Source organism: Pseudomonas sp. SWRI154 (assembly GCF_014268645.1).
Lineage (GTDB): Bacteria > Pseudomonadota > Gammaproteobacteria > Pseudomonadales > Pseudomonadaceae > Aquipseudomonas > Aquipseudomonas marvdashtae.
In genome coordinates this window covers 165,670-190,820 of record NZ_JABWQW010000006.1, presented here as the reverse complement: position 1 = coordinate 190,820, position 25,151 = coordinate 165,670, and the positions used below count along the sequence as shown (strand labels likewise).

The following is a 25,151-nucleotide window of genomic DNA, read 5'->3' as shown; positions in this document are numbered from 1 at the left end:
AATGGCAAACCCAGACCACACCATAAGAATTTCAAGAACGGGTGCACCTATGATTCCTTCCCAAAGTTCCCGCCTGGCCCCCGGCCTGGGTGCCTCCACCGAAAGCGTCGGCGACAAGATCCGCGGCGCCATGGCGGTGGGCAAGACCCGTTGGGGCATGCTCGCCCTGGTGTTTTTTGCCACCACCCTGAATTACATCGACCGCGCCGCACTGGGCGTAATGCAGCCTATTCTCGCCAAGGAAATGAGTTGGACGGCGATGGATTACGCCAATATCAATTTCTGGTTCCAGGTCGGCTATGCCATCGGCTTCGTGTTGCAGGGTCGGCTGATCGATCGGGTTGGCGTCAAGCGCGTGTTCTTCTGCGCCGTGCTGCTCTGGAGCCTGGCGACCGGCGCCCACGGCCTGGCGACCTCGGCGGTAGGTTTCATGGTTTGCCGCTTCATCCTCGGCCTGACCGAAGCTGCCAACTATCCCGCCTGTGTAAAAACCACGCGGCTGTGGTTCCCGGCTGGCGAACGCGCCGTGGCCACCGGTATTTTCAACGCCGGCACCAACGTCGGCGCAATGTTCACGCCGATGCTGTTGCCGCTGATCCTGCACGTGTGGGGCTGGCAGGCCGCGTTCCTGTGCATGGCCGCGCTGGGCGGGATCTGGTTGCTGTTCTGGGGTCTGAAATACTTCAACCCGGAAGATCACCCGAGCGTCAAACAGTCAGAACTGGACTACATCCAGGCCCAGGACGAACCGGATCAGGCCCGCGTGCCGTTCTCCCGGATCCTGCGCATGCGCGGCACCTGGGCATTCGCCCTGGCCTACTCGATCACCGCGCCGGTGTTCTGGTTCTACCTTTACTGGCTGCCGCCATTCCTGAACCAGCAATACAACCTGGGCATCAACGTGACCCAGATGGGCATCCCGCTGATCATCATCTACCTTACCGCCGACTTCGGCAGTGTCGGCGGCGGGATTTTGTCTTCGTTCCTGATTGGCCGCGGAGTCAATCCGATCAAGGCACGGCTGCTCTCCATGCTGCTGTTTGCCTGCTGCATCGTCGGCGTGATCATGGCCGCCGGCTCCAGCAGCCTCTGGGTAGCGGTGTTTGCCATTTCCCTGGCGATCGGCGCGCACCAGGCCTGGACCGCGAACATTTGGAGCCTGGTGATGGACTACACGCCCAAGCACATGATGAGCACGGTCTTCGGCTTCGGCGGCATGTGCGCAGCCATCGGCGGGATGTTCATGACTCAGTTGGTGGGGCACATCCTGACGATCACCAATAACAACTACACCGTGCTGTTCACCCTGATTCCGGCCATGTATTTCATCGCGCTGATCTGGATGTACTTCATGGCGCCGCGCAAGGTTCCTACTCTGGAAAACTGATACTGGGACCAGCTCCGGGCAACCAAGCCGAGCACATTTGTGGCGAGGGGATTTATCCCCGCTGGGCTGCGCAGCAGCCCCCAAAACAGAGGAATGCGGTGAGCCAGACACGCCGCAATCTCAGTTCTTGGGGCTGCTGCGCAGCCCAACGGGGATAAATCCCCTCGCCACAGGTGTTAACCATGTCCGCGGGCCAAACAGGGACTTATGTAGCGGTTACTTGCGCCGCTGCTGCCACGCCGCCGCCAACCCACTCAAGCAGATCAGGGTAATGCCGACGACGGTGGTCAGCGTCGGCGTATGGCTGAACAACAACCAACCCAGCAGCCCGGCGAAGACAATCTGGCAGTACCCGAACGGCGCCAGCAGCGCCGGGGCGGCGAAACGGAATGCCTGGGTCAGCATCAGGTGCGCGGTCATCCCGCATGCACCCAGCGCCAGCATCATCACCGCGTGCGTCAGGCTCGGCACTTGCCAGAAGAACGGCACCAAAGCGCTCATAACCAATGTGTTGCACAGGCCGGCGAAAAAGTTGCTGGTGGTCGGGCTGTCGATCTCGCTGAGCTTGCGCGTCAGCAACTGGTAGAAACAGAAAAACAGCGCCGAACAAAACGGCAACAACACTGCTGGCGTGAACAGATCACCACCGGGGTGAACGATGATCAGCACCCCGATAAACCCGAAGATAACCGCAATCCATTGACCCCGCGTGACGTGCTCGCCAAGCAGGGGCACCGACAACGCGGTGACCAGCACGGGCGCGAGGAAGTTGACCGCCGTCGCCTCCGCCAGCGGGATGTACATCAGCGCGGTGGTGAAGAACAAACTGGTGCCCAACAGGCACAACGCCCGCGCCAACTGCCACAACGGGCGTTTGGTACGCAGCACGCGCAGCCCCGAGCGCGGCAGGAAAATTCCAGCCATCAACAAGGTGTGCACGACATAACGTGCCCAGACCACCATGACGATCGGATAGAAACCCGAGAGGTATTTGGACAACGCGTCATGACTGGAGAACAGAAACGTTGCGACCAGAATAAGCACGATGCCCTTGAAAGCCTGATTGACGCCGGAGAGCGGAGTGCTGATGGTCATAGGGAAACCTGCGTTGCTTGATGTAAAGGTCGTGTCGCGCGGTGCAGTTATTGGGCCAGCGAGGGTTCCGATAGTTCTGGATCCGAAGTGTAATGAAAAATCCGCAGCCAGGCAGGGTTCGGCTCAGCGCTGAACCAAACTCCGCACCGGTTGCCTGACAGCTCAGGCACGGCGCGCACCTTGCGCCCCTAAAGACTAGACTGCGCCATAGCGGTCATCTCTTCGCACGCTCATTCAGAGGATTTCCCACATGTTATGGAAAAAAGGTCGCCGCAGTGACAACGTGGTGGACGCCCGTGGTGACGGTGGGGGCGGCGGAGGGATGCGTTTTGGTGGCGGCAAGGGATTGAGCCTGACGGCCATTATCCTGATCGTCGGCATTGGCTGGGTTACCGGCCAGGACCCCATGCAAATCCTCGGGCAGCTCGCCGGGCAGATGGACCAGGGCTCTGCCCCTGCTTCGTCGCAAACACGCCAGGCGCCACCGGCCAACGATGAACAGGCTGAATTCGTGCGCTCCATTCTCGGCGATACCGAAGACACCTGGGGCCAGGTGTTCCAGCAAGCGGGGCGCCAGTACCAGCAACCGAAGCTGGTGTTGTTCAGTGGTCGGGTCAACTCGGCGTGCGGCCAAGCGTCCTCGGCGACCGGCCCTTTCTATTGCCCGGCGGATCGGCAGGTCTATCTGGACATGAGTTTCTTCAAGGAAATGTCCCAGCGTTTCTCCGCCGCTGGCGATTTCGCCCAGGCCTACGTCATCGCCCACGAAATCGGCCACCACGTGCAGACGCTGCTCGGTGTGTCGGCAAAAATCCAGGAAGCCCGTCAACAAGGCCGGCAAATGGAAGGCGACGGTGGCTTGCTCGTGCGCCAGGAATTGCAGGCCGACTGCCTGGCCGGCGTCTGGGCCTACCACGCGCAAAAACGCCTGAACTGGCTTGAGCCAGGGGACATCGAAGAGGCCCTGAACGCCGCCAACGCGATCGGCGACGATCGGCTGCAGCAGCAAGGCCAGGGCCGCGTAGTCCCGGACTCTTTCACTCACGGCACTTCGGCGCAACGGGTTCGCTGGTTCAAGACCGGTTTCGCCCAAGGCCAGGTGAGCCAATGCGACACCTTCGCGGCGAAAACCTTGTAATGAGATGGGCGGCATTGCTCGGGTTGACGCTGTGCTGCATGGCACAGGCAGAGGAACACGGTGTAAACGCCATCGCCCAGGGTCGGCTGCAATTCAAGGGCGGCGCGATGGCCGCCGCCGTGAGTCCGCCTCCTTCTTCGATCCAACGGGTGCTGATCATCCTCCACGGTCGGCTGCGCAATGCCGACACTTATCTGCACAGCGCTGAAAAAGCCGCCGCGCAGGCCGGTCAATCGGCGACGACCTTGATCATCGCCCCGCAGTTTCTCAACGAACACGACGTGGCGCGCCATCAATTGCCTGCCGACATCCTGCGCTGGCAGGGCAATGAGTGGATGGCGGGAGGCCAATCCACGGGGCCGGATCCGGTCAGCTCATTCCAGGTGCTGGACGACATCGTCGCGCGGGTCAGCGACCGGCAACAGTTCCCCGAAGTGAAGGAGATCGTCATCGCCGGTCATTCCGGCGGCGCCCAAGTGGTGCAGCGTTATGCCCTGCTCGCCCATGGCCCATCCCGTATTGCGCCACGCTTTGTCGTCGCCAACCCATCGTCCTACGCCTACCTCGATGCGCAACGCCCGATGGCGTTCGACCCTGCCAGTTGCCCGACTTTCAACCGTTGGAAATATGGCCTGGAAAACCTGCCGGCCTATGCGACCGGCCAGACGGCGGCCCAGCTTGAAGACCGTTACATCAAGCGCGACATTGTCTATCTGCTGGGGCAACAGGACATCGACCCGGAACACCCGGCGCTGGACAAAGGCTGTGAAGCTCAAACCCAGGGCGCGTATCGACTGCTGCGTGGGAAGTTCTTTTTCGACTACCTGAGCCGGCGTCATCCGCAAGGATTGAGCCAGCGGCTCGTCGAGGTGCCCGGTGTCGGGCACGATGGGAACGGAATGTTCAATTCACCCGAGGGGCTGAAGGCATTGTTTGGTCAGTGAACCCTCGCGAGTCTGCCCGCGAGCAAGATCCGCCCTTCAAGCGAGCATCCGTCGCAGTTCCGCACAATCACGCGCATGCCAGTCCGTCAGTTCGGGCCACGGGTTGTCTGGCAGGTTTACCAGCACCGTCCGCGCCCCCGCCGCACGGCCGCAGTCCAGATCGAAACGATAGTCGCCGACCATGACCATCGTCTCCGGCGCCACGCTCCAGGCTTCGGCCAGTTTCAACAGGCCACCGGGATGGGGCTTGGGCGGCGCTTCGTCGCGACCCAGCACGTCCTCCACGGCAAAACAATCCGCCAGGCCGATGGCCTCAAGGGTGACGTGGGCCAGCTCGCGGGCGTTGCGGGTCAGGATGCCCAGGCGATAACCCCGACCGGCCAACTCGCGCACCAACTCGACCGCACCGGGCGCTGGCTTGGACCCCAGGGCCAAGTCCCGCTCATGTTCCAGCAGCCAGGCATGCTTGGCCGCCGCTTCCCCTGCCGGCAATGCCGCCAGATGCGTGAGGATGTCGTCTTCGGGCGGGATCGCCAGGGCCACGCGGATCGCGGCGAAATCATGCACGGCGATGGTCAGCGTACCGTCCATATCGAACACCCAGTGCCGCACATCGGACAGGCTCATGCCCAATCCTTGCGATGGCGGATCAAGCCTTCCTGGGTCACCGAAGCCACCAATTGCCCGGCGCGATTGAACACGCTGCCCCGAGAGAATCCACGGGAATTGCCGGCCCATGGACTGTCCATGGCGTAGAGCAGCCAGTCATCGGCGCGCAGGTCGGCATGGAACCACAACGCGTGATCGAGGCTGGCGACCTGCATGTCTTTCTGCCAGACCGATTTGCCGTGTGGCAGCATCGAGGTGGTCAACAGGCCGAAATCCGACGCGTAGGCCAGCAGGTATTTATGCAGCGCCGGCGAATCCGCCAGGGCGCCATCGGCACGAAACCAAACGTATTTGACCGGGTCGGCCGGCTGCGGGTTGTAAGGATCTTTTTCCGTGACCGGGCGCACCTCGATCGGCTTGGGGCACAGCAGTTTTTCACGCATGTGCTCGGGCAACAGGTGCGCCCGCTGCTGGGTCAGCTCAAGCTCCGAGGGCAAGTTCTCCGGCCCGACGACTTGCGGCATGGTGCTTTGATGTTCAAAGCCTTGCTCGTCGTACTGGAACGACGCGCTGCAGGTAAAGATCGGGTTGCCCTTCTGGATCGCCGTGACCCGACGGGTGCTGAAGCTGCCGCCGTCACGCACGCGATCGACTTGATAGACCACCGGCAACGCCGCATCGCCCGGGCGCAGGAAGTAACCGTGCATCGAGTGCACATGGCGCGCCTCTTCCACGGTCTGGCTGGCCGCCGACAACGACTGGCCCAACACCTGGCCGCCGAACAACTGGCGGAACCCCAAGTCCTGGCTGCGACCGCGAAACAGGTTCTCCTCGATCGGTTCCAGGGTCAGCAGGTCGACCAGATCTTCCAACACGTGGCTCATTCAGACTTTCCTCACAACAGCACAAAACCGCGCAGGCTGCGCTGCGGCGGCGGATCGATGATTGGCCCGGGCCATTGTGGCGGGCATTGTAGACGTCCGTGTCGGCTAACCGTGCAGGGTCTGCAGCCACTGCTCGCGGTTGATTCGGTAGAGCACATGGTGACGCAATGGATGGCCGACCGCGAGCTTTGGATGTTCGAAATCATCGGCCGGGTCATGCAGCATACCGATGGCTTGCATGACTTTCTGCGATGGCAAGTTATCCACAGCGGCAAACGCCACGACTTCGTCCAGCCCCAGGCGGTCGAACCCACAGCGCAACGCCGTCCACGCGGCTTCGCTGGCGTAACCCAAGCCCCAATGCTCCCGGGCCAGGCGCCAGCCGATCTCGACCGCGGGGGTGAAATGCGCGTCGAACCCGACCACGCCCAACCCGGTGAAGCCAATGAAGGCGCCGGTGTCCTTGCGCTCCAGCGCCCACAAGCCAAAACCGTGCTCGGCGAAATGCCCGCGCACCCGGCCGATCAGCGCGGCGCTTTCCAGGCGGCTCAGCGGTGCCGGAAAATAACGCATCACTTGGGGATCGGCAGACATCGCCGCAAACGCCGGCAAATCATCATCGCTCCACTGTCGCAGTATCAGCCGTGCGCTTTCCAGTTCCAGTATCGGCTCCATTTTCACTCCCTTTCCATGCCCAGAGTTTACATCGCTGGTAGGATCCGTCACTCAATCGCCACTGAAAACACCATGCCGCTGCCGCTGATCTACCACGAAGACTACAGCCCCGAATTTCCCCCGGAGCACCGCTTCCCCATGGACAAGTTTCGCCTGCTGCGCGACCACTTGGTGGACAGCGGCCTGACCCGGGACGCGGACCTGTTGCGTCCGGCGCTGTGCCCGCCGGAGATTCTCGCCCTGGCCCACGATCGCGCTTATATCGAACGCTATATGGGCGGCGAGTTGTCCCGCGAAGACCAACGGCGCCTCGGCCTGCCCTGGAGCGAAGCCTTGGCCCGGCGAACGGTGCGCGCCGTCGGCGGTTCACTGCTGGCCGCCGAACAAGCGCTTGAGCATGGGCTGGCCTGTCACCTGGCCGGCGGTACGCATCACGCCCACTACGACCACCCGGCGGGCTTTTGCATCTTCAACGACCTGGCGGTGATCAGCCGCTACTTCCTGGCCAGTGGCCGGGTCTCGCGAGTGCTGATTTTCGATTGCGATGTGCATCAGGGCGACGGTACGGCTCGAATACTCCATGACACCCCGGACGCCGTGACAGTTTCCTTGCACTGCGAAAAGAATTTTCCTGCACGCAAGGCGCATAGCGATTGGGACATCCCCCTGCCGATGGGCATGGGTGACGACGCGTACCTGAGCGTCGTCGATGACGCCCTCAACTACCTGCTGCCGCTCTATCAGCCGGACCTGGTGCTGTATGACGCCGGGGTTGACGTTCACAAGGACGATGCCCTCGGTTACCTGAAGTTGACCGATGAAGGCCTCGCTGCCCGGGATGAAAGCGTGATGCGCCATTGCCTGGGGCGGGACATCCCGGTAGTCGGCGTGATCGGCGGCGGCTACAGCAAGGACCGCAAAGCCTTGGCCCGCCGTCATGGAATCCTGCACCACAGCGCACAAAAGGTCTGGATGTCATCAGGCTGCAACTGAAATCTGCGCTTTACCCACAATGGCTGTGGAATGGCCTGTGGATAACCTGAGCGAAACGACTTACAGCCTGTGTTGCCTCTAGCCCGCGCCGGACTGGTTGTTTTTTGATCAACCTAAGCGCAGACGCTCCCGGAAGAACCGGTGCTGCTAGAATGCTGCGCCTATTCCAGCCCCAAAGTTCAAATCATGACCTCGATTGCCCAAGCCTCTTCTCCAAACGTCGCCATCATCGGCGGTGGTCCCGCCGGTCTGATGGCGGCCGAGGTGTTGAGCCAGGCCGGCATCCAGGTCGACCTGTACGACGGCATGCCATCGGTGGGTAGGAAGTTTTTGCTGGCCGGTGTCGGCGGGATGAACATTACCCACTCGGAAGCGTTCCCGGCATTCCTGTCCCGCTACGGCGAACGCGCGTCGAACGTCGCCCCGCTGTTGCGGGCGTTCGGGGCGGATGAGTTGTGCAGATGGATTCACGGCCTGGGCATCGAGACCTTTGTCGGCAGCTCGGGGCGGGTATTCCCTACGGACATGAAAGCCGCGCCGCTCTTGCGCGCCTGGCTCAAACGCTTGCGCGATGCCGGCGTGGTGATCCACACACGCCATCGCTGGCTCGGTTGGAACATCGACGGCAGCCTGCGTATCGCCAGTCCAGACGGTGAAAAGTCGCTGCAGCCCAACGCGACGTTGCTGGCATTGGGCGGCGGCAGCTGGTCACGCCTGGGATCCGACGGTGCCTGGATGCTGGAGCTGGAACAGCGCGGTATTGCCCTGGCGGCCTTGCAACCGAGCAACTGCGGATTCGACGTGCCGGCCTGGAGCGATCTGCTGATCGGCAAATACGCCGGCGCCCCGCTCAAGAACATCGCCATCGGTCTCAACGACGACGTGCCGCGCCTCGGCGAATGCGTCATCACCGCCACTGGCCTGGAAGGCAGCCTGATCTATGCACTGTCGGCGCGGATTCGGGAGGCTATCAACCGGTATGGACACGCCACTGTTCATCTGGATCTGCTGCCGGGCCGGCCTGTGGACAAAATTCTTCAAGCGCTGGGCAAGCCGCGCGGCTCACGCTCGATGGCCAAGCACTTGCACAGCCAGCTGGGGATCGATGGGGTCAAAGCGGCGTTGTTGCGAGAACTCACGTCTGCCGATTGCTTCACCGACATGGCGCGGCTGGCCCAGGCGATCAAGGCCTTGCCCGTTACCCTGGTGAAAACCCGCCCGCTGGACGAAGCCATCAGCAGCGCCGGAGGCGTGACCTTCGAAGCCTTGGATGAGCGCCTGATGCTCAAGCAACTTCCCGGGGTTTTCTGCGCGGGGGAAATGCTCGATTGGGAAGCGCCGACCGGGGGGTATTTGCTCACAGCGTGCTTTGCCAGTGGCCGGGCGGCGGGGTTGGGGATGGTGGAGTTTCTGCGAAACAGCGGCAAGTTATAAGCTGCAAGCTGCAAGCCTGAAGCCGCGTGCGTCCAACTTGCCGCTTGCCGCTTACAACTTGCAGCTGCCGTCAAGGCTTCCTCTTGCGTGGCCCAGTATTGAACACCGGCACTTTTCGCACAGGCTTCACCGAAGGTTCGACCGGTCCCGAGTCGCCACTGTCCACCCACTTGCCCAGGTTGCGCTTGCCGCCGCTGCCTTGGGTTTTCGGTTTCTTCGGCTTTTTCGGTTTCTTGACAACCTGGCCGCTGGCATCGGTGTCCGGCACGCGGTGTTCAGGCTCGAAGTCGTGTTCCATCTGCCGAGGCAATGTCTGACGGGTCAGGGTTTCGATGGCTGACAGCAGGTTCACTTCATCGGCGCAGACCAGGGAAATCGCCTGCCCCGTGGCGCCCGCCCGTCCCGTGCGGCCAATGCGATGGATGTAGTCCTCGGCAACGATTGGCAAATCGAAGTTCACCACCAGCGGCAAATCCTCGATATCCAGCCCGCGTGCGGCAACGTCGGTCGCCACCAGGATTTGCACTTCGCTGGCCTTGAACCGGTCCAGCGCACGTTGGCGGGTGGCCTGGGGTTTGTCGCCATGAATGCCATCGGCGTTGACGCCCAGTGCTTGGAGTTTTTCCACCAAGGCATCGACACCGTTGCGGGTCTTGGCGAACACCAGCACTTGCTTCCACTTGTGCTTGCGCATCAGGTGGACGAACAGTTCCGGCTTGCGTTTCTTGTCGACCGTCACCACCCACTGCTTGACGGTGTTTGCCGCCACGTTGCGCGGGCTCACTTCGATGCTCAGCGGATCGTTGAGCATCTGCCCGGCCAGCAGGCGGATCGCGTCGGAAAACGTGGCCGAGAACAGCAGCGTCTGGCGCTTCTTCGGCAGTGCCTTGTAGATGTTTGCCAACTCTTCGGAGAAACCCAGGTCGAGCATGCGGTCGGCTTCGTCCAGCACCAGGGTCTGCAACTGGTTGAACTTCAGCGCGTTCTGGCGGAACAGATCGAGCAAGCGCCCAGGCGTGGCAACCAGCAGGTCGACGCCTTTGCGCAACTTCATCATCTGTGGGTTGATGCTGACGCCACCGTACACGGCGTAGGTGCTCAGCGGCAGGTTCTGCGCATACTGGCGCACGCTTTCATGAACCTGCTCGGCCAACTCGCGGGTCGGCACCAGGATCAGTGCCCGTACCGAATTGGCGGTCACCTTTGGCCCTTCGGTGGTCAGCAGCTGCAACAGCGGCACGGCGAAACCGGCGGTCTTGCCGGTGCCGGTCTGGGCCGCGGCCATCAGGTCGCGACCAGCGAGCACCGCCGGCATGGCTTCGGCCTGGACGGGCGTCGGCGTCTGGTAGCCGAGCGTCTCGAGGGCGCGCAGCAGGGGTTCGATCAGGCCAAGGGTGGCGAAAGTCATGGAGATACCGTAGGAAAAATCAGCGCAAGGTGTGCAATGCGCGGCAGTTTACCCTAAATCAGGATTCGGCCGGTGCAGGCTTGGGCTTGCGCCACTGCGGCAAGCCGATCAACACCACGGCGCTAATGATCACCAGCATCGCCAAGGCCTCCTCGACGCCAATGGTTTCTCCGGCGAAAACAATCCCCAGCAACACCGCCACCGCCGGGTTGACGTAGGCATAGCTGGTCGCCGCTGCCGGACGCACGTGCTTGAGCAGGTACATGTAGGCGTTGAAGGCGATGATCGAGCCGAAACCGATCAGATAGACCAGCGCGAACCAGCCTTCCAGCGGCGGCATGTGATCCAGGCGCTCGCCACTGGCGAAACTGGCGATCAACAGCACCACGCCGGCGACCAGCATTTCCACGGCACTGGCCATCGCCCCGGCCGGTAACGGCAAGTGTTTGCTCAATACCGAGCCAAAGGCCCAGGAAGCCGCCGCGAAGACCAGCAAAGCCGCCCCCAACGGACTCGATTGCAAGTTGGAACCCAGGTTGAGCATGGCAATGCCGATCAATCCCAACACAATCCCTGCCCATTCCAGACGGGTATTACGCGCGCCCCAGAAATAGCCGCAGAGCAAGGTAAACAAAGGCACCGTCGCCACGGCCAACGCCGCCACCCCAGACGCCACGCCCATGTGCTCGGCGACACTCACCGCACCGTTGCCGAACGTCAGCAGCAGCACGCCAATGAGTGCCCCGGCTTTCCATTGCTCCCAGGTCGGTGCCGGCGCCCCGCGCCAGCGCAGGAATCCGTACATCAGCGACCCGGCGATCACGAAACGAATCCCGGCCAGCAGCAAGGGCGGCCAATGCTCGACGCCGATGCGAATCACCAGGTAGGTCGAACCCCAGATAACGTACAAGGCGAAGAAGGCAGCGATCAACGGCAACGGAAAACGACGTGGGCCAGGCATGTTCAACTCGAAGTCAGGACGATGAGGACCGTTCATTCTAGAAAGGCGACAGGCAGAAAATAAGCTACAAAACCTGTTTATCCGAGCCATACACTTTTCAAAACACGGAGATAGGCGCTATAAACCGCGTTCTCGAAAGTCACGTCATTTGGAACCCTACCGGTGGATAAGTACGACCGCATGCTGCTCAGCGCCCTGTTGGAAAACGGTCGCGCCTCCTACGCCGAACTGGCCCGCAAAGTGAACCTGTCAGCCCCAGCCGTGGCCGAGCGCGTCAGCAAACTGGAAGCCAGCGGAGTCATCACCGGCTATCAGGCCAAAGTCGACCTGGCCAAGATCGGCCTGCCGGTGCAATGCGTCATCGAACTGCGGATGAACCAGCACGGCAGCCAGAAGACCTACGACGAGCTGTGCAAGATCCCACAACTGACCGAATGCCATCGGGTGACGGGCGACCCGTGCGTGATCATGCAGGCGGCGGTCGGTTCGATGCCGGAACTGGAAGAGCTGATCAACCGCATCGCCAAGTTCGGCTTCAGCAAGACCTCGATCGTGCTGTCCAGCGCGATTGAAAAGCGCGTGCCGTTGGGGCAGTTGGAAGGTAACGGGAAATAGACGGCCCAACACAGAGCAAACTGTATGGGCAATCCCTCATAACTCCTCAATAAAATAGAAAGTGCAGCCTTATCATTTTCTGTTGGAAGTAGCTGAGTCAGTTGGACTTTATATAAGGTCACCGGTGTAAGAAATGTCTTAGCCAGAAAAAAAACTTAAGCTATTTTTTCTAAAACACAGCACCAATAGGAAAATACTGTAGGAAAAACACAACAACAAACGCTCAGCCAGCCACACAAAAAAGCACGGCACCCCAACATTAGACACACATACTCTTTATGTTAGACTCGACCGCGTATTCCTTATGCAGTGAAATTTTTATGAAAAGTGCGATAAGTCCTACACGGAGTGAAAATTTTTCCGAATGGTATCAACAAGTCATATCCCAGGCAGAGTTGGCCGAAAACTCTCCAGTCAGGGGATGCATGGTTATTCGCCCCTGGGGTTATGGCATCTGGGAAAACATCCAACGTGAACTTGATAAGAAATTCAAGGAAACCGGGCATCTCAACGCATATTTCCCACTGCTTATTCCACTATCTTTCCTGCAAAAAGAAGCTGATCACGTGGACGGATTCGCCAAGGAATGCGCGGTGGTTACTCATCATCGTCTAGAGCAAACAGCTGACGGCAAACTAATCCCGACCGGAGAGCTTGAAGAACCGCTTATTATCAGGCCTACCAGTGAAACAGTTATTGGCGCCTCGTTTTCCCGGTGGGTGCAAAGTTACAGGGATCTACCGCTGCTCATCAATCAATGGGCTAACGTGCTTCGCTGGGAAATGCGGCCAAGAATTTTCCTACGAACATCGGAATTTCTTTGGCAGGAGGGGCATACCGTTCACGCCTCCAGCGAAGAGGCACTGGAAGAAACAATGAGAATGCTGGACGTTTATGAACAGTTCACGGTCAATTATTTGGCACTACCAGTCATCAAAGGGGAAAAATGCTCTTGGGAGCGCTTCCCTGGCGCTGTCAGTACTTACACTATCGAAGCGATGATGCAGGATGGTAAGGCCTTGCAGGCGGGAACCTCTCATTTCTTGGGGCAGAATTTTGCACAAGCCTCAGACATCCGTTTCGTGAATAAAGACGGAGTGAAGGAACTTGCATGGACCACATCCTGGGGCGTATCCACGCGCTTGATCGGTGCCATGATCATGGCCCACGGTGACGATGACGGACTGGTAATTCCGCCCTTGGTGGCACCTACCCAAGTTGTCATTGTTCCAATCGTGCGCAACGAAAAGGACGCCGAAGCAATCCATGCCTACTGCGAAAATTTACGCAAGCAGATCGCTCGAAAAAAACTCAAAGGGCAAAATATAAGAGTGAGTATTGATACGCGAGACATGAATAGTGGCGAGAAAAAGTGGTATCACATCAAACGCGGCGTGCCTGTCCGGGTTGAAGTAGGCGCGAAGGAGTTGGAACAGAACATTGCGTCCTACTCGTGCCGCAACGACATTAAACAGACACAAAAAGCGGACGTGGCTATTTTTGTCAACAACCTCACAAAATTACTTACCACTCTTCAGAGTGACATGCTGGAAGACGCACGCAAAAAACTATCCGACAACACCATTACTGTCACGACACTGGAGGAGTTCAAAAGTGCTTTAACGCAAGATGGAAAACCCAGTAAATTCATTCTCGCACCCTTCACTGAAAATGAAAAAGTTGAGACAGCCATTAGCGAACTGGGCGTAACCGTTCGCTGCATCCCGCTCAACCAACCCAAATCCCCCGCTGTTTGTTTATTTACCGGGTCAACAACAAAAACCTGGGCAATTTATGCAAAATCATATTGACCTCTGATCACCCACAGCCCCGCCACTGCGGGGCTGTGTTACTTTAGGAAAAGTTAACTTACCACCCTCTTTATAAAAAATTACGCCACCCGCAATCAGCAACACCAATAAATACAGCAAAAAATATACTGAACTGAAATTCGCAAGTATAAAACCGCATATCACCGGTGTGGATGCGGCGCCTACATAGGTAAGATTTTGCGAACTATAGTACGCTCCTGCCATATGTACAGGCGCAATATGAGTGATATACAAAAACTCCAATGGCTGGATAATTATCTCACCCACAGTGAATATGACGGTAAAAACAACCCAGGCAAGCAGGGTGCTGGAGAATGCAAACCCCAATAGCCCTACACCAAACGCCAGGACGCAGCTGCACATCCATAACCTGAAACGCTCAGCCCTCACCCTACGGCCGATAAGGTACTGCAATAGAATTGAAGTCAGTGCATTAGTAACGAAGACAGCACTGATGATTTCGTACATTTGCGCAGCAGTATGGACTGTTAATAAATACTGGCCCACATACAGGTGAAACTGTCCAAATACCCCCGCGAGGAGAATACTAGCGATCGTAAACTTCAGCAGTTTTTTATCCTTGGCCATGATCGCCAAAGAGGCAAGCAGGCCCTCATTATCGGCGTTTTGCTGCACGCTTCTTCCTGACTCTGCAAAGGGTCTACCTGGTATCAAAACAAAGATAAGTGTCGCAACGCTGCAGAACAGCAGAGGCGAGGCGCCTTGCTTGTTCAACCAAAAGCCGACCAAGGGCCCTAGCGCGTACGCTGTATTGGTTAAGGTGTATTTGAAAGAGAGTACCGAGGCTGTTTGCGCTGCAATAAATTGACGAGCGATGTACATGCGGACTGTCGTTTCGAGCGACAAGTACGCCAAATTCAGCACCAAGCAAAGTATGAAAACCAGTACTAACGAATCGGACAACAACAGGGCAGCGTAGACCGAGGACTGAATAGCGGATGAACTGAGCATCAACCTCTTGATTCCCACTCTGTCGAGAATAGCGCCAATTACCAAGCTGGAAATAGAACTCAAAAGGATAAACCCACCGACAAACAAGCCTATCTGATCCACCGAAAGCTTGAACCGCTCACTAAGGAAAATCAGAAAATATGAAAGAAATGCAGCCCGCGCCAACGTCGGAAAAAATGACAACAACACCACCAAAGCAGGCCCTCGAAACAGTTGGCTCATGCCTAAACGTTCAAATACGGCCATAAACAACACGCGTCTGATAGCTCAAGGAGACCCCGTTCTTTTGCCGATGCTGCTGATACAAAACACTCAATGCATGACTGGCCGAACGGTATTCGGCAGTCCCCGGCAGCATGGCATAGGAGCAGGACATTGTTCTTTCGAGAAGTCCCGATGCGTCCAACTGCTGACTGTTGAGAAATGTGCGCTCTTCGATGGGTCCAACAAAAAATTTCTGAATGCGGTCTTCCAAACATCGGTCTATTTGCAACGTTTCCTCATAGCGTTCGAATTGGTCACGGAGAAGCCGTTCATAAGCCCTATGAAACTCATCGCAGTCGGGACTGCGAATGTTCCAAACAAGAAACACCGGGTTGTTGGTCGCAAGCACCCGCCTGAATTCAGACAGGGTTTTGCCGGGGTCAAACCAGTGAAAGGACTGGCCACACACCAGCGCCGATACAGAATCTTGAGCAAGTCCCAAGTTTTCAGCAGTTCCACATCGAAATTTTGCGTTCGTCGCTGCGGTGTTCGCACGCGCCATTGCCAACATTTGCTCATCAGGTTCTACGCCGATGATCGGCATCCCGGTAGACGCCAGTTGACGGGTCAATATTCCGGTTCCTGCACCAACGTCCAGCACCGGAAGATCGCAAGACAAATCGAGTTGGCGGTGGATAAATTCTATCGCCTGCGACGGATAGCAGGGCCTGGCACTGTCATATGCCTTGGATTTGTTGAGGTAACCATCAGCAAGGGAATGGGTCATTCAGGAGTCCTCTGAGAAAGATTCGAACTTGCTGCTGTCATCCAATAGCCGAACAAATAGGCCAATGAAATCTCTGGCATATACAAAGGCAGGTCGGGGATCCTCTATGCGGTGCAGGTCGTCAACGATGAACGAAAAAATCATTCGTACTACGCCATCACGAACCAGATAGCCGACGTTGTTGTAATTGCGATAGCCGATGCCGTGCTTGTCACCGATATGATCCATGTCAGTCAGCCAGCTCCTTACTGCCGTGGCGTCCTGTTGGGCGCGCATGCTGTCAAAGCCGAACAGGCATAAGTCCCGACGGATGAAAGTTGAGCCGGAAGGCAGTCGTTCAGCTGCGCCATCGACCAGCAATGACATTGCTGTCGTCAAGTCCCACGCTGTAGTGGTATTGACTACGTCCAATGAATGATCGACGGTCAACTCATGGGTCGGCACTGACGACAAATGCAGAGTTCGACACAACCCTAGAGTCGCTGAAAGCGAGTTCAGGCGCTCCAAGCCAATCCGTTCCACCAGATAGAAGGTGGCGATATTGTCGCTCATTCCCATCATCAGCTTGAGCAGTTCGGCGATACTGAATTTTCGAGGAGTATCCAACAGCCAAAGACCGCCACAGGTTTGCCTTCCTACCCTGTCCTTTTCCACAAGGATAGTGTCCTCCAAAGCCAGTTCTCCGCGTTCGACTAGCAGTAACACAGCGAGAAGAATGTAAAGCTTGCGGGTGCTTGAAGCTGGACAACAGGCATGCTCATTGAACACATGGCAGGTACCCAGCATCACATCACGAATACACCAGCGGTAGGTACAGGATGGCTCCAGTCTCGCTCGTTCGATCATTCGTTCACCGATCACCGGCAAGGCCCAGCCGCCAACGCTCAGCCAATCCAGTACCTGAGACTCATACCTCATGCGGTGCAACCTCCTGCAGCTTTTCCCCGACCAGTCTGGCGACTTGGTTCGTCTGGGAACGGATAAAAAAATGATCACCTTCGAAGAGCGACACCTGACACCCGCAGGAGGTATGACGCAACCAGCCCGAATAGTCCTCGAACAGACTAGTAACCTTGTCCTGACTCCCCAGTAAGAGATCAATTGGCGATGCGATGGGCATGGCGGCACTTTTCGAGAGATCGATCGCCAACTCGAAATCGGCTCTTATCTTTGGGAGCGCCGCTCGCATCGATAATGGATTAGACAGTAGCTCCGGCGGAGTACCCCCAAGTCTAGATAACACCCGCAACAATGCCGAATCGCTAAGATCCTGTTCATGAACAGCCATGGCACTGGCGAATCGCTCCGGCGATAGGCAACCACTAACGAACAAACGTGACGCCTGTAATCCATGCCTATGCTCCAGCACTGACTGCAATTCAAACGCGATGCGCGCCCCGAGACTATGACCGAACAATGCAAATGGCGGTATACACCAGCGCAGATAATGTTTGATCAGGTAGTCAATCAAACTATTATGGGTTGTCAGTGCTCTCGAGTTCTGAATAAGGTCCCGCCCCGGTATATCGACCGGAACAATTACGACATTGGGCAGAACACGACGCCAGCGGGCATAGAACCCAGCACTTCCGCCAGCGTAAGAGAAACAGAGTAAGGTAGGGTCATTCATTGCCTATCCTCACCATGCCCAGCAGATCACTCAAGTTCCGCATCATAAGCTCGCTCCAACGCTTGACCTCATCGTTTGTAAAGCGCTGGGCGTGGTACCAGAAATTGAACCGCAAATCATGGCCGTCAATTTCGACAACCAAATGCAACCCGGGCACACGTCGCAGGTCTTCGACATTGGCCCCGGACAAGATTCCCTCTTCAATCGGCCCGAGTATTTCCACTCCCTCAATCCATACCTTGCCCGGCGTCGCGTCGCTCTGACGGTAATTCAGGAAATTGATGCCAAGGTCAGAGAAATAGGTGTCATGAGCCATCCCAGAAAACGCTGTCACTTCATCGATCAACATTGTCGGGTGCATCAACGGATAGTCCTGAATGCTTTCAAGCGTGCGTGCGACTATTGAAATACCGTTCAGCCATTCGTGTTGCACGATCGGTACGGGTAGTGGAGAGGTGAACGGGCCGATCACATCGTTGAATTCGCTCAGGCCACGTCCGCTGTTGATCGCACTGATCATAAGCTGATTGCATCCGATCACTTCGGCCATCGTCCTGGCATAAACGTACAAAATGGCATTGAACACACTGAATCCGTGTTCTGACGCCATTTTGCCCAAAAGGCGGTTTACATCAGCGGCCTTGACACTGTGGCGCGACGACCGGCACACCGCAGTGGGACTGAATCCCGGATGTCCAGATAACACGGTCGGACTTTCAAAGGCGTTGTAAAGCCCTTTGAAGAAACCTGCATCGGACCTCCACTGCCCATGCAAATAATGCTGCTGACGTCGTGCATAGTCGGCATAAGCGATAGCGTGATTGATGCGGGTCAGTGGCTGCTTATTGGCCAGTTGGTGCAGACATTCACCCAGCCGGTCGAACATCAGCGTCAGGGACTTACCGTCAAACTCCAGATGCTGCACACCTAGCAGTGCGATAAACCAAGGCTCAGCGACATCAATAAAGTGTATAGCCCAGGTCACATTCTCTTGGGGTTTGGGCAATGCCTGCGCCATCGAATTTACAAGGCTCTTTATCTTTTTTGTCTTCTGCTGCTCTGATTGTCCGGCGAGATCCGTATATAACGATGTGAAACCGTCGATCACCTGCGCTGGGGTCTTGACCACAGCTTGGCCCCCAGGGAAAAACGTGCGCAACAATGGATGTTCCTCAAGTACCTGCAACAGGGCCTTACGGCAATGCTCGGGGTCAAAAGGGCAATGAATCCGGTATGGAATGATGCGCAGGCCGTAATTCTGACCGATTAGAGATATCCACCGAGCCTGTTGCAATGACACAAGCGTATCCTGCCCATCAGGTTGCACCGCTTCCTTTCGCTTCTGATTGGCGTCGCGCCAGGCAGGCTGACTGACATGAGCAACCATGTCGGTGAACAACTCGCTCAGTGCCCGAGTAGCATGGAAACGTTTGAGGCTCCACTGTAGGCCAAGTTGCGAACCCAAGGCATTCTTCAATTGCACCAGTGCCAAGGAGTCGAATCCCAACGCTTTGAAAGCGTGTGACTTGATCGATTCGTAACGACCCTGGCTCGCCGTCTCCAACCCAACCAACGTATCGACGATCGAAACCAGCCAAACCTCCAGCACTTTGGCGATTTCGTGCTCATCGTTACAGGCGAGTAAGCGCCTCGTAACATTGTCCGTATGTCTTCTATCACGCTGGTCGGCCGGGGGTGCCAAACGTTCGAGAAACCTTGCGCTGGCTCGGGACCTATCTCCCAGCGCTCTCTCGTCGATGTTCATGTAAGCCAAGCGGCGGGATGAACCGGCCAAAAGTGTACGTACGAATTGAGAGCCTTGTTCGCTGCTGTGGCTGTTCAGGCCGCAGACCTTAAGCACCTGCTGGCGCTGATGCTCATCAAGTAGTTTCCCGGCATCGCCCCACACACCCCAATTAACCGTCAGTACTTTGGACGCCCCTGAGAATAAAACTCCGTGGGCCGCATCCAGGAAGGCACTGGCAGCGCCATAGGCCAACTGTCCGGCATTACCCAGAATTGAAGTCGCTGAAGAGAAATTGAATACGCATTCGATCTTCGTGCCTTGCTCAATCAGCAAGCGATACAAGGCCAGGACACTGTTGCATTTAGCATCAAAGGATCGCTGTAGATCCGTAATTCCGACGTCCCCCCATAGCTTATCGTTGAGATCGACAGCCAGATTAAAGATCGTAGCCCGCTGCACAGACGCCTGATGCAACCATCGTGCACACTCGTTCTGCCCCTGATCGGTTGACAAATCGAAACTGAAATAACGGACGCCAGGGTGACGCACCATCAACTCACGCAATGCGTCATTTGGCTTAGGTGAACGTCCAATGACGAGGACGGAGCGACCCGGTTCGGTACAAAGGTTTTCGATCAGTTTTCGTCCAACACCACCAGCACCACCTAGCAACAGATAGTGCTGTTCGCGCCCCTCCCCAACACTCGGATCGTCACCTGTGAACCGCTCCAATCGAGGCACATATGGCTGTCCTTTCTCTATCGTGACGACGAGTTCCTCAGTGGAAGGCAACAGCAGTATGGGCCCAGCCTCTTCGGTACTTTGAGGAAGACAGGTCCTAAGGAAGTTGAGAACAGTAACCTTACGGTCAGGTTCTTCGAGCAGCAACGAACGCAGCATACCCACGACACTATTCGCCACTGGCCCGGGAGTCTTGTCTCCGTCGCCGCGGACTTGTGCTGCAAACAGCAGGCAAACAGGAGGACAGCGATCGGTCATGCTACTCATCAGACTCAAGGTTTGCATGCAGGCCCCTACTGCTGCCCGAACATCACTTTCCGGCAAATGGCGCAAATCGAGATAAACCCTGTCGAGTCCATCGGGGTACTCCCGCCACAATTCGGCGAAGGTCTGCATGGCGGTGTCCCTCATGGCATCGCTGCACGCGCCCGCCAAACGATCTAGAGTAATTCGATGAACTTGCCTGAAGGCGCCGTCTAGATAGCGAACTTCGTCTCGCGACTGCTCTACCGAACTTAGAAACAGTACTTTGAGATCCGATGCCCGACTGGCCATCGATTTATCCGTGAACGGTTGCCAAACTGTCTGGTAGATGAAGTCGGACCGAGCAACTTCAGATTGCGAGGCATCAATCCAACAGCGAACACGTTTAAAGGGATATCCCGGCAATCCCGAAAGAATTGGTGCTCGGGCTGAAGGCGTCCTAAATCGAACATCTGCACCCGCCTGAAACAACTCACCCAGCACCGCGAGATATTGCCGATGATCCCCTTGTCTCCCTCTGGCCATAGGCAAAACGTTCAGCCGGTCCCCCCAATCACCAAGCACCAAACCCGACAGGGTAGCTTTCGGCCCGAATTCGACGAGATGAGTGCAGCCTTGGTCGAGCGCAGAGGAAACACCTGCACTGAAATTCACGGTTTCACGCAGTTGCCGACACCAGTATTGCGAGGTTGCCACTTCATCTCCCGCTAGGACACCTGTCAGCGTTGAGATGAAGGGGCCGCTCGGCGGATTCATTTCGACGGAGTCCAGGTACGCTTTAAAGCTGTCCAGCAAAGGGTCAAGCAGGCCGGAATGCCCAGGGCGTGAAATGTTCAGTCGTGTCGCATTGACTCCAGCGACTTGCGCGTTGCGCAGGAGCCGTTCGATAGCCTCATGTGTTCCGGAAACAACCGTGTTGATGCTGCCGTTAAGCGCGGCAATAGATAAACCATCTGCTATTTTTTCAATAAGCCCCGAGGCACACGCGCGATCACATCCCAAGACCGCCATAGCACCGATATGACCGAGCGAATCCAGCAATCGACCGCGCTGTACAAGTATCTTGAACCCCTGTTCAGGACTAAACACGCCTGCGATGCACGCCGCAGCGTATTCACCTAGGCTATGCCCGAACAAGGCGACGGGGGTTATGCCATGGCTCAGAAATAACTTTGCCATCGCCACTTGCAGTGCAAACGTCAGCGGCTGCGATAACGCAATATCTTGCTCAATCCGCATGTTGATCCGAGCATCAAATAGCAGATCTGCAGCGTCGGCGCCAAACGCTTCCCGACACATCGGGTTAAACGCATCAAGCTCGAACTTGAACATCGCTTCCTGAACATACAGCTCGCGCCCCATTTCTCGATGTTCTGCGCCTTGACCGCTGAACATCAGCCCCACCCGAGGAGCATGCGGGTCTGGCGAACGATTATCGAAGGACAATGCGGCCAATGCTTCGATGGCTTGCGTCCGATTACTGACACAGATGTAAGCACGATGCTGGAGCGTGGACCTGGAATATCGTAGATTGGAAACGAACCCTAGAAAACAATCATCTGAATGAGTTTCGAGAAACAGCCGGTAGGCATTGCACAGGTCACGCAGGCCGGGAACATCCCTGGCCGAAACAGGAATCAGACATGATTGGTTATCGCCGACTGAAGAGCCGAACGATGGTGTTGTTGGTGCCGTCTCAAGGATCAGGTGCGAATTGTTACCGCCCAGTCCAAAACTACTGACACCAACGATAATGTGAGGCCGGTTGATCGAAACCTGCTGCCGGTTAATTACAAAAGGCGTTTCTTCGATGTACAGCTGTGGGTTGTACTGCCGAAAATTGACAGTCGGAGGGATAACTTTATGCTGGACGATCAGAACCGCTTTGATCAATCCGGCCATCCCAGCCGACCATCCCAGATGCCCGATGTTGCCTTTGACGCTTCCCAGATAACAGGTGTGTCTACAATCGCGATCAGCAAAGGCATTGGCCAACGCTTTGATCTCGATCGGATCACCGATGGGAGTAGCGGTGCCATGTGCTTCAACATAGGTGATGTCGACAGGATCCACACCGGCAAGATCGAGCGCTTCGCAAATGACCCGAGCCTGCCCAGCAACGGAAGGTGCCGACATGCCTGCCCGATGCGCACCATCGTTATTAGTGGCTACCGAACGAATCACCGCGTGGATCTGGTTACCGTCGGCAAGTGCATCACCGAGTCTCTTCAATCCGATTACAGCTGCTCCGGAACCGAACACCGTGCCACTAGCCGAGGCATCAAAAGGACGACAATGCCCGTCGGAGCTGAAGGGCATACCAGGTTCAAAATAGTAGGGAATCGATTGTGGTACAGAGATGCTAGCTGCCCCTACGAGCGCGGCATCGCAATCACCCAGAAGTAAGGCCTGAACTGCAGCGTGCACACCGAATAGTGACGTCGCACAAGCGGCTTGAACGTTGACGGCCGGGCCACAGCAATTGAGTTTGTAGGCGATCCGGCTGGCTAAAAATTCCTTGTCCGTGGCCATGAATTGGGCCAAGGTTTCAGAGGATTGAAAGAGGCCGCAGGCATTGTCTCGGGCATTCAGGCCATGAATATTGTTGATGAAATAGGAGCTTGGACCGGCACCGCAGAACACCCCGATAGACTCGCTTTGCTCATGTAGTGAAGCATCCTCCAGCACCTCCCAAGCGCATTCGAGCAGCACTCTGTGCTGCGGATCAAGCAACTGAGCTTCTTTAAAGCTGAAGCCGAAAAATTCGTAATCGAAGTCTTCGATGCCTGGCAGCCCAGCACGGGCCCGAACCCGACCATCCGAATCCAGCTCCACTTGAATGCTCTCAACGCCGTCCAAGAGGTTTTGCCAATATTGGTTCACCGACCCCGCCCCTGGGAAACGGCAGGACATCCCGACGATTGCGATACTGTTTTCGTTCTGTGTTACCGAATACTCCTCGTGGTTATGCATGTCGGCCCCTCATTCGTCCATGAGTATTGTGGATAGCGGCCGATCTCAACTTGCGCTTAGTGTCAGAGGCGATGGAGTTCTTTGATTCTGGCGCCTCCTTCGAACGCTGAACGTTTCCACACAGCAGTCTTGGGGTCGGGAACTCAAACAAATCGGTCTGGCGAAAACTGTGACCCAGTACGTGACGCAACTCAGCCAGCATGGAGATCAATGTGAAAGAGTTCGCTCCCGCTTCCATGAAATTATCGTTGGCGCCTATCCGGTCTAGCCCAAAACACTCTGCCGCCAGTTCACATACCAGCGTTTCCAACTGCCCTTGCGGCTCTACATAGTTCGACGACAACCGTGGTCTCACGCCGCCGACCTGCGGGAGCTTCGCAGTGTCGATTTTTCCATTTTGGTTCAACGGAATGTCTGCAATTCCCCTGTAGAAGGACGGCAACATGTACTCGGGCAACGTGGCTGCAAGATGCGAGTGCAGACTCAAACTGAAATCTTGGCCGCGCTCCGGCGCCGTAAAATATAGAATTAATGAGGTAGTAAGACCCAATTGCGATGCCACGACAAGGCAATCATCGACCAGTCCGGAAGCCAAGACGGCCACCTCGACTTCCCTCAATTCCACTCGATAACCACGGACTTTATACTGCCGGTCATGCCGTCCCTTGTACTCGTATTGAGCCCGCTCATTGAGTACGCAGATATCACCCGTGTTGTACATCCGCTCCTGAGTCAGTGGGTGAGTAATGAAGCTCTTTGAGGTTAGCTCTGGCATGCCGTAATAACCCAACGCCAGAGAACGACCGGAAATGTATAACTGCCCGGAGCACCCCGTCGCCACGGGTTGCAGTCTCTCATCGAGCAGCCAGGCATCACTGCCTGCGATAAGCTGACCGATCGGGGGCAGATCAGGCCAGTCATCTGGCTCATTATCGAGCTGGCAGGTCATCACCACATGAGTTTCGGATGGCCCGTAATGGTTGATTAGCCGACAGCGGGAATGGGACTTGAACCATCGCCTGACGATCGGAGTGACTTTCAGTTGCTCACCCGCCACGATCACTTCGCTCAAATCAAACAGGGTTACCCCCTCGTAGAGACTGAACGTCACAAACGGGATCAGCATAGAGGTTGGCAGGAACAGTCGCGTCACTCGTTCTTTGGATAACTGTTCGGTCAATGCGTATAAATCTTTCTTTTGCGCATCCGTGACGATCAGCAAGCGGTCGCCGTAACACAACGTGGCATAGATCTCCTGAAATGAAACATCGAAGCCTTGGCTTGCATATAGCAGGGTGGTACCTCTAGGCTCTGTAGCTTTCGCCATCCCGTCGATCAGCGTGTTGAGCGCACGGTAGGGCATCAGAACCGGTTTTGGTTTACCGGTGGTTCCAGACGTGAATACGACATAGGCTGGTGCCTCTTCCTCGACAGAGCGTGTGGACTCAGCATTGTCGTTTGCGTCTTCCTCTCCAATGGCGTCCTCGATATATATCAAGCGGATAGACGCCTGCAGCATGTCTGTTAATTTATCCTCCTGGCAACGGCTGACAAGACACAATGATAAATCGACAGACGTGATCATTTGCTTCAGTCGACTGATTGGACAATGGCTATCCAACGGAACAACTGTACGCCCTAACAAATGAACTGCGAGTACCGAAACAACGTAGTCGGCACTCTTATTCACCGCGACACCTATCATTACCTCTGAACTGATTTTGGCAATAACTCGAGCCGCTCGCCTAGCACGAGAGCACAGTTGCTCATAGGTGATTTCTCGCAGCTGATCAGCAACCGCCGACAGATGAGGTTTTTCATCAACCTGATCTAAAAATCTCTTAATGAACAACATGGG

The 25,151-nt window shown here is 56.6% G+C and carries 19 protein-coding genes; 7 read left to right on the top strand and 12 right to left on the bottom strand.

The features are described 5' to 3' along the window. Positions 1 to 49 precede the first annotated feature (49 nt). Positions 50 to 1,387, top strand: coding sequence for an MFS transporter (locus HU806_RS07965; RefSeq protein WP_186610865.1), 1,338 nt, complete (start codon positions 50 to 52; stop codon positions 1,385 to 1,387). Between the two features lie 216 nt (positions 1,388 to 1,603). Here the strand turns inward: HU806_RS07965 and HU806_RS07960 are convergent, their stop codons facing one another. Then, complete coding sequence (locus HU806_RS07960) at positions 1,604 to 2,482, bottom strand: DMT family transporter (RefSeq protein WP_186610864.1); 879 nt, start codon at positions 2,480 to 2,482, stop codon at positions 1,604 to 1,606. Between the two features lie 250 nt (positions 2,483 to 2,732). On the opposite strand from HU806_RS07960, the gene ypfJ reads away from it, so the two are divergent. Next, entirely contained in the window at positions 2,733 to 3,620 is an 888-nt protein-coding gene (ypfJ, locus tag HU806_RS07955) for a KPN_02809 family neutral zinc metallopeptidase (RefSeq protein ID WP_186610863.1), read from the top strand. Next, a complete protein-coding gene (locus HU806_RS07950) occupies positions 3,620 to 4,564 on the top strand; it encodes an alpha/beta hydrolase (protein ID WP_186610904.1) in 945 nt (314 codons plus the stop codon). Before ypfJ ends, HU806_RS07950 begins: the two co-directional genes overlap by 1 nt. 36 nt (positions 4,565 to 4,600) lie before the next feature. Here the strand turns inward: HU806_RS07950 and HU806_RS07945 are convergent, their stop codons facing one another. The 3 genes from HU806_RS07945 to HU806_RS07935 all read right to left on the bottom strand — a co-directional run bounded on the left by HU806_RS07945 (position 4,601) and on the right by HU806_RS07935 (position 6,732). After that, positions 4,601 to 5,191, bottom strand: a complete 591-nt coding sequence (locus HU806_RS07945) for an HAD family hydrolase (RefSeq protein ID WP_186610862.1) — start codon at positions 5,189 to 5,191, stop codon at positions 4,601 to 4,603. Next, a complete protein-coding gene (gene tesB, locus HU806_RS07940; RefSeq protein WP_024780306.1) occupies positions 5,188 to 6,057 on the bottom strand; it encodes an acyl-CoA thioesterase II in 870 nt (289 codons plus the stop codon). Before tesB ends, HU806_RS07945 begins: the two co-directional genes overlap by 4 nt. 105 nt (positions 6,058 to 6,162) lie before the next feature. Beyond that, positions 6,163 to 6,732 carry a GNAT family N-acetyltransferase gene (locus tag HU806_RS07935; protein WP_186610861.1) on the bottom strand — a complete coding sequence of 190 codons (570 nt, stop codon included), beginning with the start codon at positions 6,730 to 6,732 and terminating at the stop codon, positions 6,163 to 6,165. Positions 6,733 to 6,804: 72 nt separating this feature from the next. Here HU806_RS07935 and HU806_RS07930 point away from each other — a divergent pair, with 72 nt between their 5' ends. Together HU806_RS07930 and HU806_RS07925 are read left to right on the top strand one after the other, a co-directional pair. Next, positions 6,805 to 7,725 (top strand): histone deacetylase family protein, encoded by a 921-nt coding sequence (locus HU806_RS07930; RefSeq protein WP_186610860.1) that lies wholly within the window; start codon positions 6,805 to 6,807, stop codon positions 7,723 to 7,725. A 186-nt stretch (positions 7,726 to 7,911) separates the two neighbouring features. Beyond that, the gene (locus HU806_RS07925) at positions 7,912 to 9,159 is read left to right on the top strand and encodes a TIGR03862 family flavoprotein (RefSeq protein ID WP_186610859.1); all 1,248 of its coding nucleotides are present in this window, start codon (positions 7,912 to 7,914) and stop codon (positions 9,157 to 9,159) included. Positions 9,160 to 9,229: 70 nt separating this feature from the next. Here HU806_RS07925 and rhlE1 read toward each other — a convergent pair whose 3' ends face one another. Then, positions 9,230 to 10,567 (bottom strand): RNA helicase RhlE1, encoded by a 1,338-nt coding sequence (rhlE1, locus tag HU806_RS07920; RefSeq protein WP_186610858.1) that lies wholly within the window; start codon positions 10,565 to 10,567, stop codon positions 9,230 to 9,232. 58 nt (positions 10,568 to 10,625) lie between these two features. After that, entirely contained in the window at positions 10,626 to 11,528 is a 903-nt protein-coding gene (gene yedA / locus HU806_RS07915) for a drug/metabolite exporter YedA (RefSeq protein WP_186610857.1), read from the bottom strand. A 162-nt stretch (positions 11,529 to 11,690) separates the two neighbouring features. Here yedA and HU806_RS07910 point away from each other — a divergent pair, with 162 nt between their 5' ends. Together HU806_RS07910 and proS are read left to right on the top strand one after the other, a co-directional pair. Continuing rightward, complete coding sequence (locus HU806_RS07910; protein WP_186610856.1) at positions 11,691 to 12,143, top strand: winged helix-turn-helix transcriptional regulator; 453 nt, start codon at positions 11,691 to 11,693, stop codon at positions 12,141 to 12,143. Between the two features lie 278 nt (positions 12,144 to 12,421). Further along, on the top strand, positions 12,422 to 13,954 hold the full coding sequence (gene proS / locus HU806_RS07905) for a proline--tRNA ligase (protein ID WP_346657162.1): 1,533 nt from the start codon (positions 12,422 to 12,424) through the stop codon (positions 13,952 to 13,954). On the opposite strand, the gene HU806_RS07900 is transcribed toward proS, so the two are convergent. From HU806_RS07900 to HU806_RS07875, 6 genes are read right to left on the bottom strand one after another with little or no spacing between them, the layout of a single operon-like run. Beyond that, positions 13,946 to 15,193 carry an MFS transporter gene (locus HU806_RS07900; protein ID WP_186610854.1) on the bottom strand — a complete coding sequence of 416 codons (1,248 nt, stop codon included), beginning with the start codon at positions 15,191 to 15,193 and terminating at the stop codon, positions 13,946 to 13,948. The genes proS and HU806_RS07900 overlap by 9 nt on opposite strands. Next, positions 15,180 to 15,938, bottom strand: coding sequence for a class I SAM-dependent methyltransferase (locus HU806_RS07895; RefSeq protein WP_186610853.1), 759 nt, complete (start codon positions 15,936 to 15,938; stop codon positions 15,180 to 15,182). The genes HU806_RS07900 and HU806_RS07895 overlap by 14 nt, the downstream gene beginning before the upstream one ends. Further along, complete coding sequence (locus HU806_RS07890; RefSeq protein WP_186610852.1) at positions 15,939 to 16,856, bottom strand: serine hydrolase; 918 nt, start codon at positions 16,854 to 16,856, stop codon at positions 15,939 to 15,941. It abuts the gene before it with no gap. After that, a complete protein-coding gene (locus HU806_RS07885) occupies positions 16,846 to 17,568 on the bottom strand; it encodes a thioesterase II family protein (RefSeq protein WP_186610851.1) in 723 nt (240 codons plus the stop codon). The genes HU806_RS07890 and HU806_RS07885 overlap by 11 nt, the downstream gene beginning before the upstream one ends. Further along, positions 17,561 to 23,293 (bottom strand): type I polyketide synthase, encoded by a 5,733-nt coding sequence (locus tag HU806_RS07880; protein ID WP_186610850.1) that lies wholly within the window; start codon positions 23,291 to 23,293, stop codon positions 17,561 to 17,563. The genes HU806_RS07885 and HU806_RS07880 overlap by 8 nt, the downstream gene beginning before the upstream one ends. Further along, entirely contained in the window at positions 23,286 to 25,148 is a 1,863-nt protein-coding gene (locus HU806_RS07875) for a non-ribosomal peptide synthetase (RefSeq protein WP_186610849.1), read from the bottom strand. The genes HU806_RS07880 and HU806_RS07875 overlap by 8 nt, the downstream gene beginning before the upstream one ends. Between the last annotated feature and the right edge of the window lie 3 nt (positions 25,149 to 25,151).

What these genes read in the sequence shown, in the direction of transcription:
- HU806_RS07965 (WP_186610865.1), top strand. Translation starts at nt 50, where the DNA reads ATGATTCCTTCCCAAAGTTCCCGCCTGGCCCCCGGCCTGGGTGCCTCC.
- HU806_RS07960 (WP_186610864.1), bottom strand. Translation starts at nt 2,482, where the DNA reads ATGACCATCAGCACTCCGCTCTCCGGCGTCAATCAGGCTTTCAAGGGC.
- ypfJ (WP_186610863.1), top strand. Translation starts at nt 2,733, where the DNA reads ATGTTATGGAAAAAAGGTCGCCGCAGTGACAACGTGGTGGACGCCCGT.
- HU806_RS07950 (WP_186610904.1), top strand. Translation starts at nt 3,620, where the DNA reads ATGAGATGGGCGGCATTGCTCGGGTTGACGCTGTGCTGCATGGCACAG.
- HU806_RS07945 (WP_186610862.1), bottom strand. Translation starts at nt 5,191, where the DNA reads ATGAGCCTGTCCGATGTGCGGCACTGGGTGTTCGATATGGACGGTACG.
- tesB (WP_024780306.1), bottom strand. Translation starts at nt 6,057, where the DNA reads ATGAGCCACGTGTTGGAAGATCTGGTCGACCTGCTGACCCTGGAACCG.
- HU806_RS07935 (WP_186610861.1), bottom strand. Translation starts at nt 6,732, where the DNA reads ATGGAGCCGATACTGGAACTGGAAAGCGCACGGCTGATACTGCGACAG.
- HU806_RS07930 (WP_186610860.1), top strand. Translation starts at nt 6,805, where the DNA reads ATGCCGCTGCCGCTGATCTACCACGAAGACTACAGCCCCGAATTTCCC.
- HU806_RS07925 (WP_186610859.1), top strand. Translation starts at nt 7,912, where the DNA reads ATGACCTCGATTGCCCAAGCCTCTTCTCCAAACGTCGCCATCATCGGC.
- rhlE1 (WP_186610858.1), bottom strand. Translation starts at nt 10,567, where the DNA reads ATGACTTTCGCCACCCTTGGCCTGATCGAACCCCTGCTGCGCGCCCTC.
- yedA (WP_186610857.1), bottom strand. Translation starts at nt 11,528, where the DNA reads ATGCCTGGCCCACGTCGTTTTCCGTTGCCGTTGATCGCTGCCTTCTTC.
- proS (WP_346657162.1), top strand. Translation starts at nt 12,422, where the DNA reads ATGTTAGACTCGACCGCGTATTCCTTATGCAGTGAAATTTTTATGAAA.
- HU806_RS07900 (WP_186610854.1), bottom strand. Translation starts at nt 15,193, where the DNA reads ATGGCCGTATTTGAACGTTTAGGCATGAGCCAACTGTTTCGAGGGCCT.
- HU806_RS07895 (WP_186610853.1), bottom strand. Translation starts at nt 15,938, where the DNA reads ATGACCCATTCCCTTGCTGATGGTTACCTCAACAAATCCAAGGCATAT.
- HU806_RS07890 (WP_186610852.1), bottom strand. Translation starts at nt 16,856, where the DNA reads ATGAGGTATGAGTCTCAGGTACTGGATTGGCTGAGCGTTGGCGGCTGG.
- HU806_RS07885 (WP_186610851.1), bottom strand. Translation starts at nt 17,568, where the DNA reads ATGAATGACCCTACCTTACTCTGTTTCTCTTACGCTGGCGGAAGTGCT.
- HU806_RS07880 (WP_186610850.1), bottom strand. Translation starts at nt 23,293, where the DNA reads ATGCATAACCACGAGGAGTATTCGGTAACACAGAACGAAAACAGTATC.
- HU806_RS07875 (WP_186610849.1), bottom strand. Translation starts at nt 25,148, where the DNA reads ATGTTGTTCATTAAGAGATTTTTAGATCAGGTTGATGAAAAACCTCAT.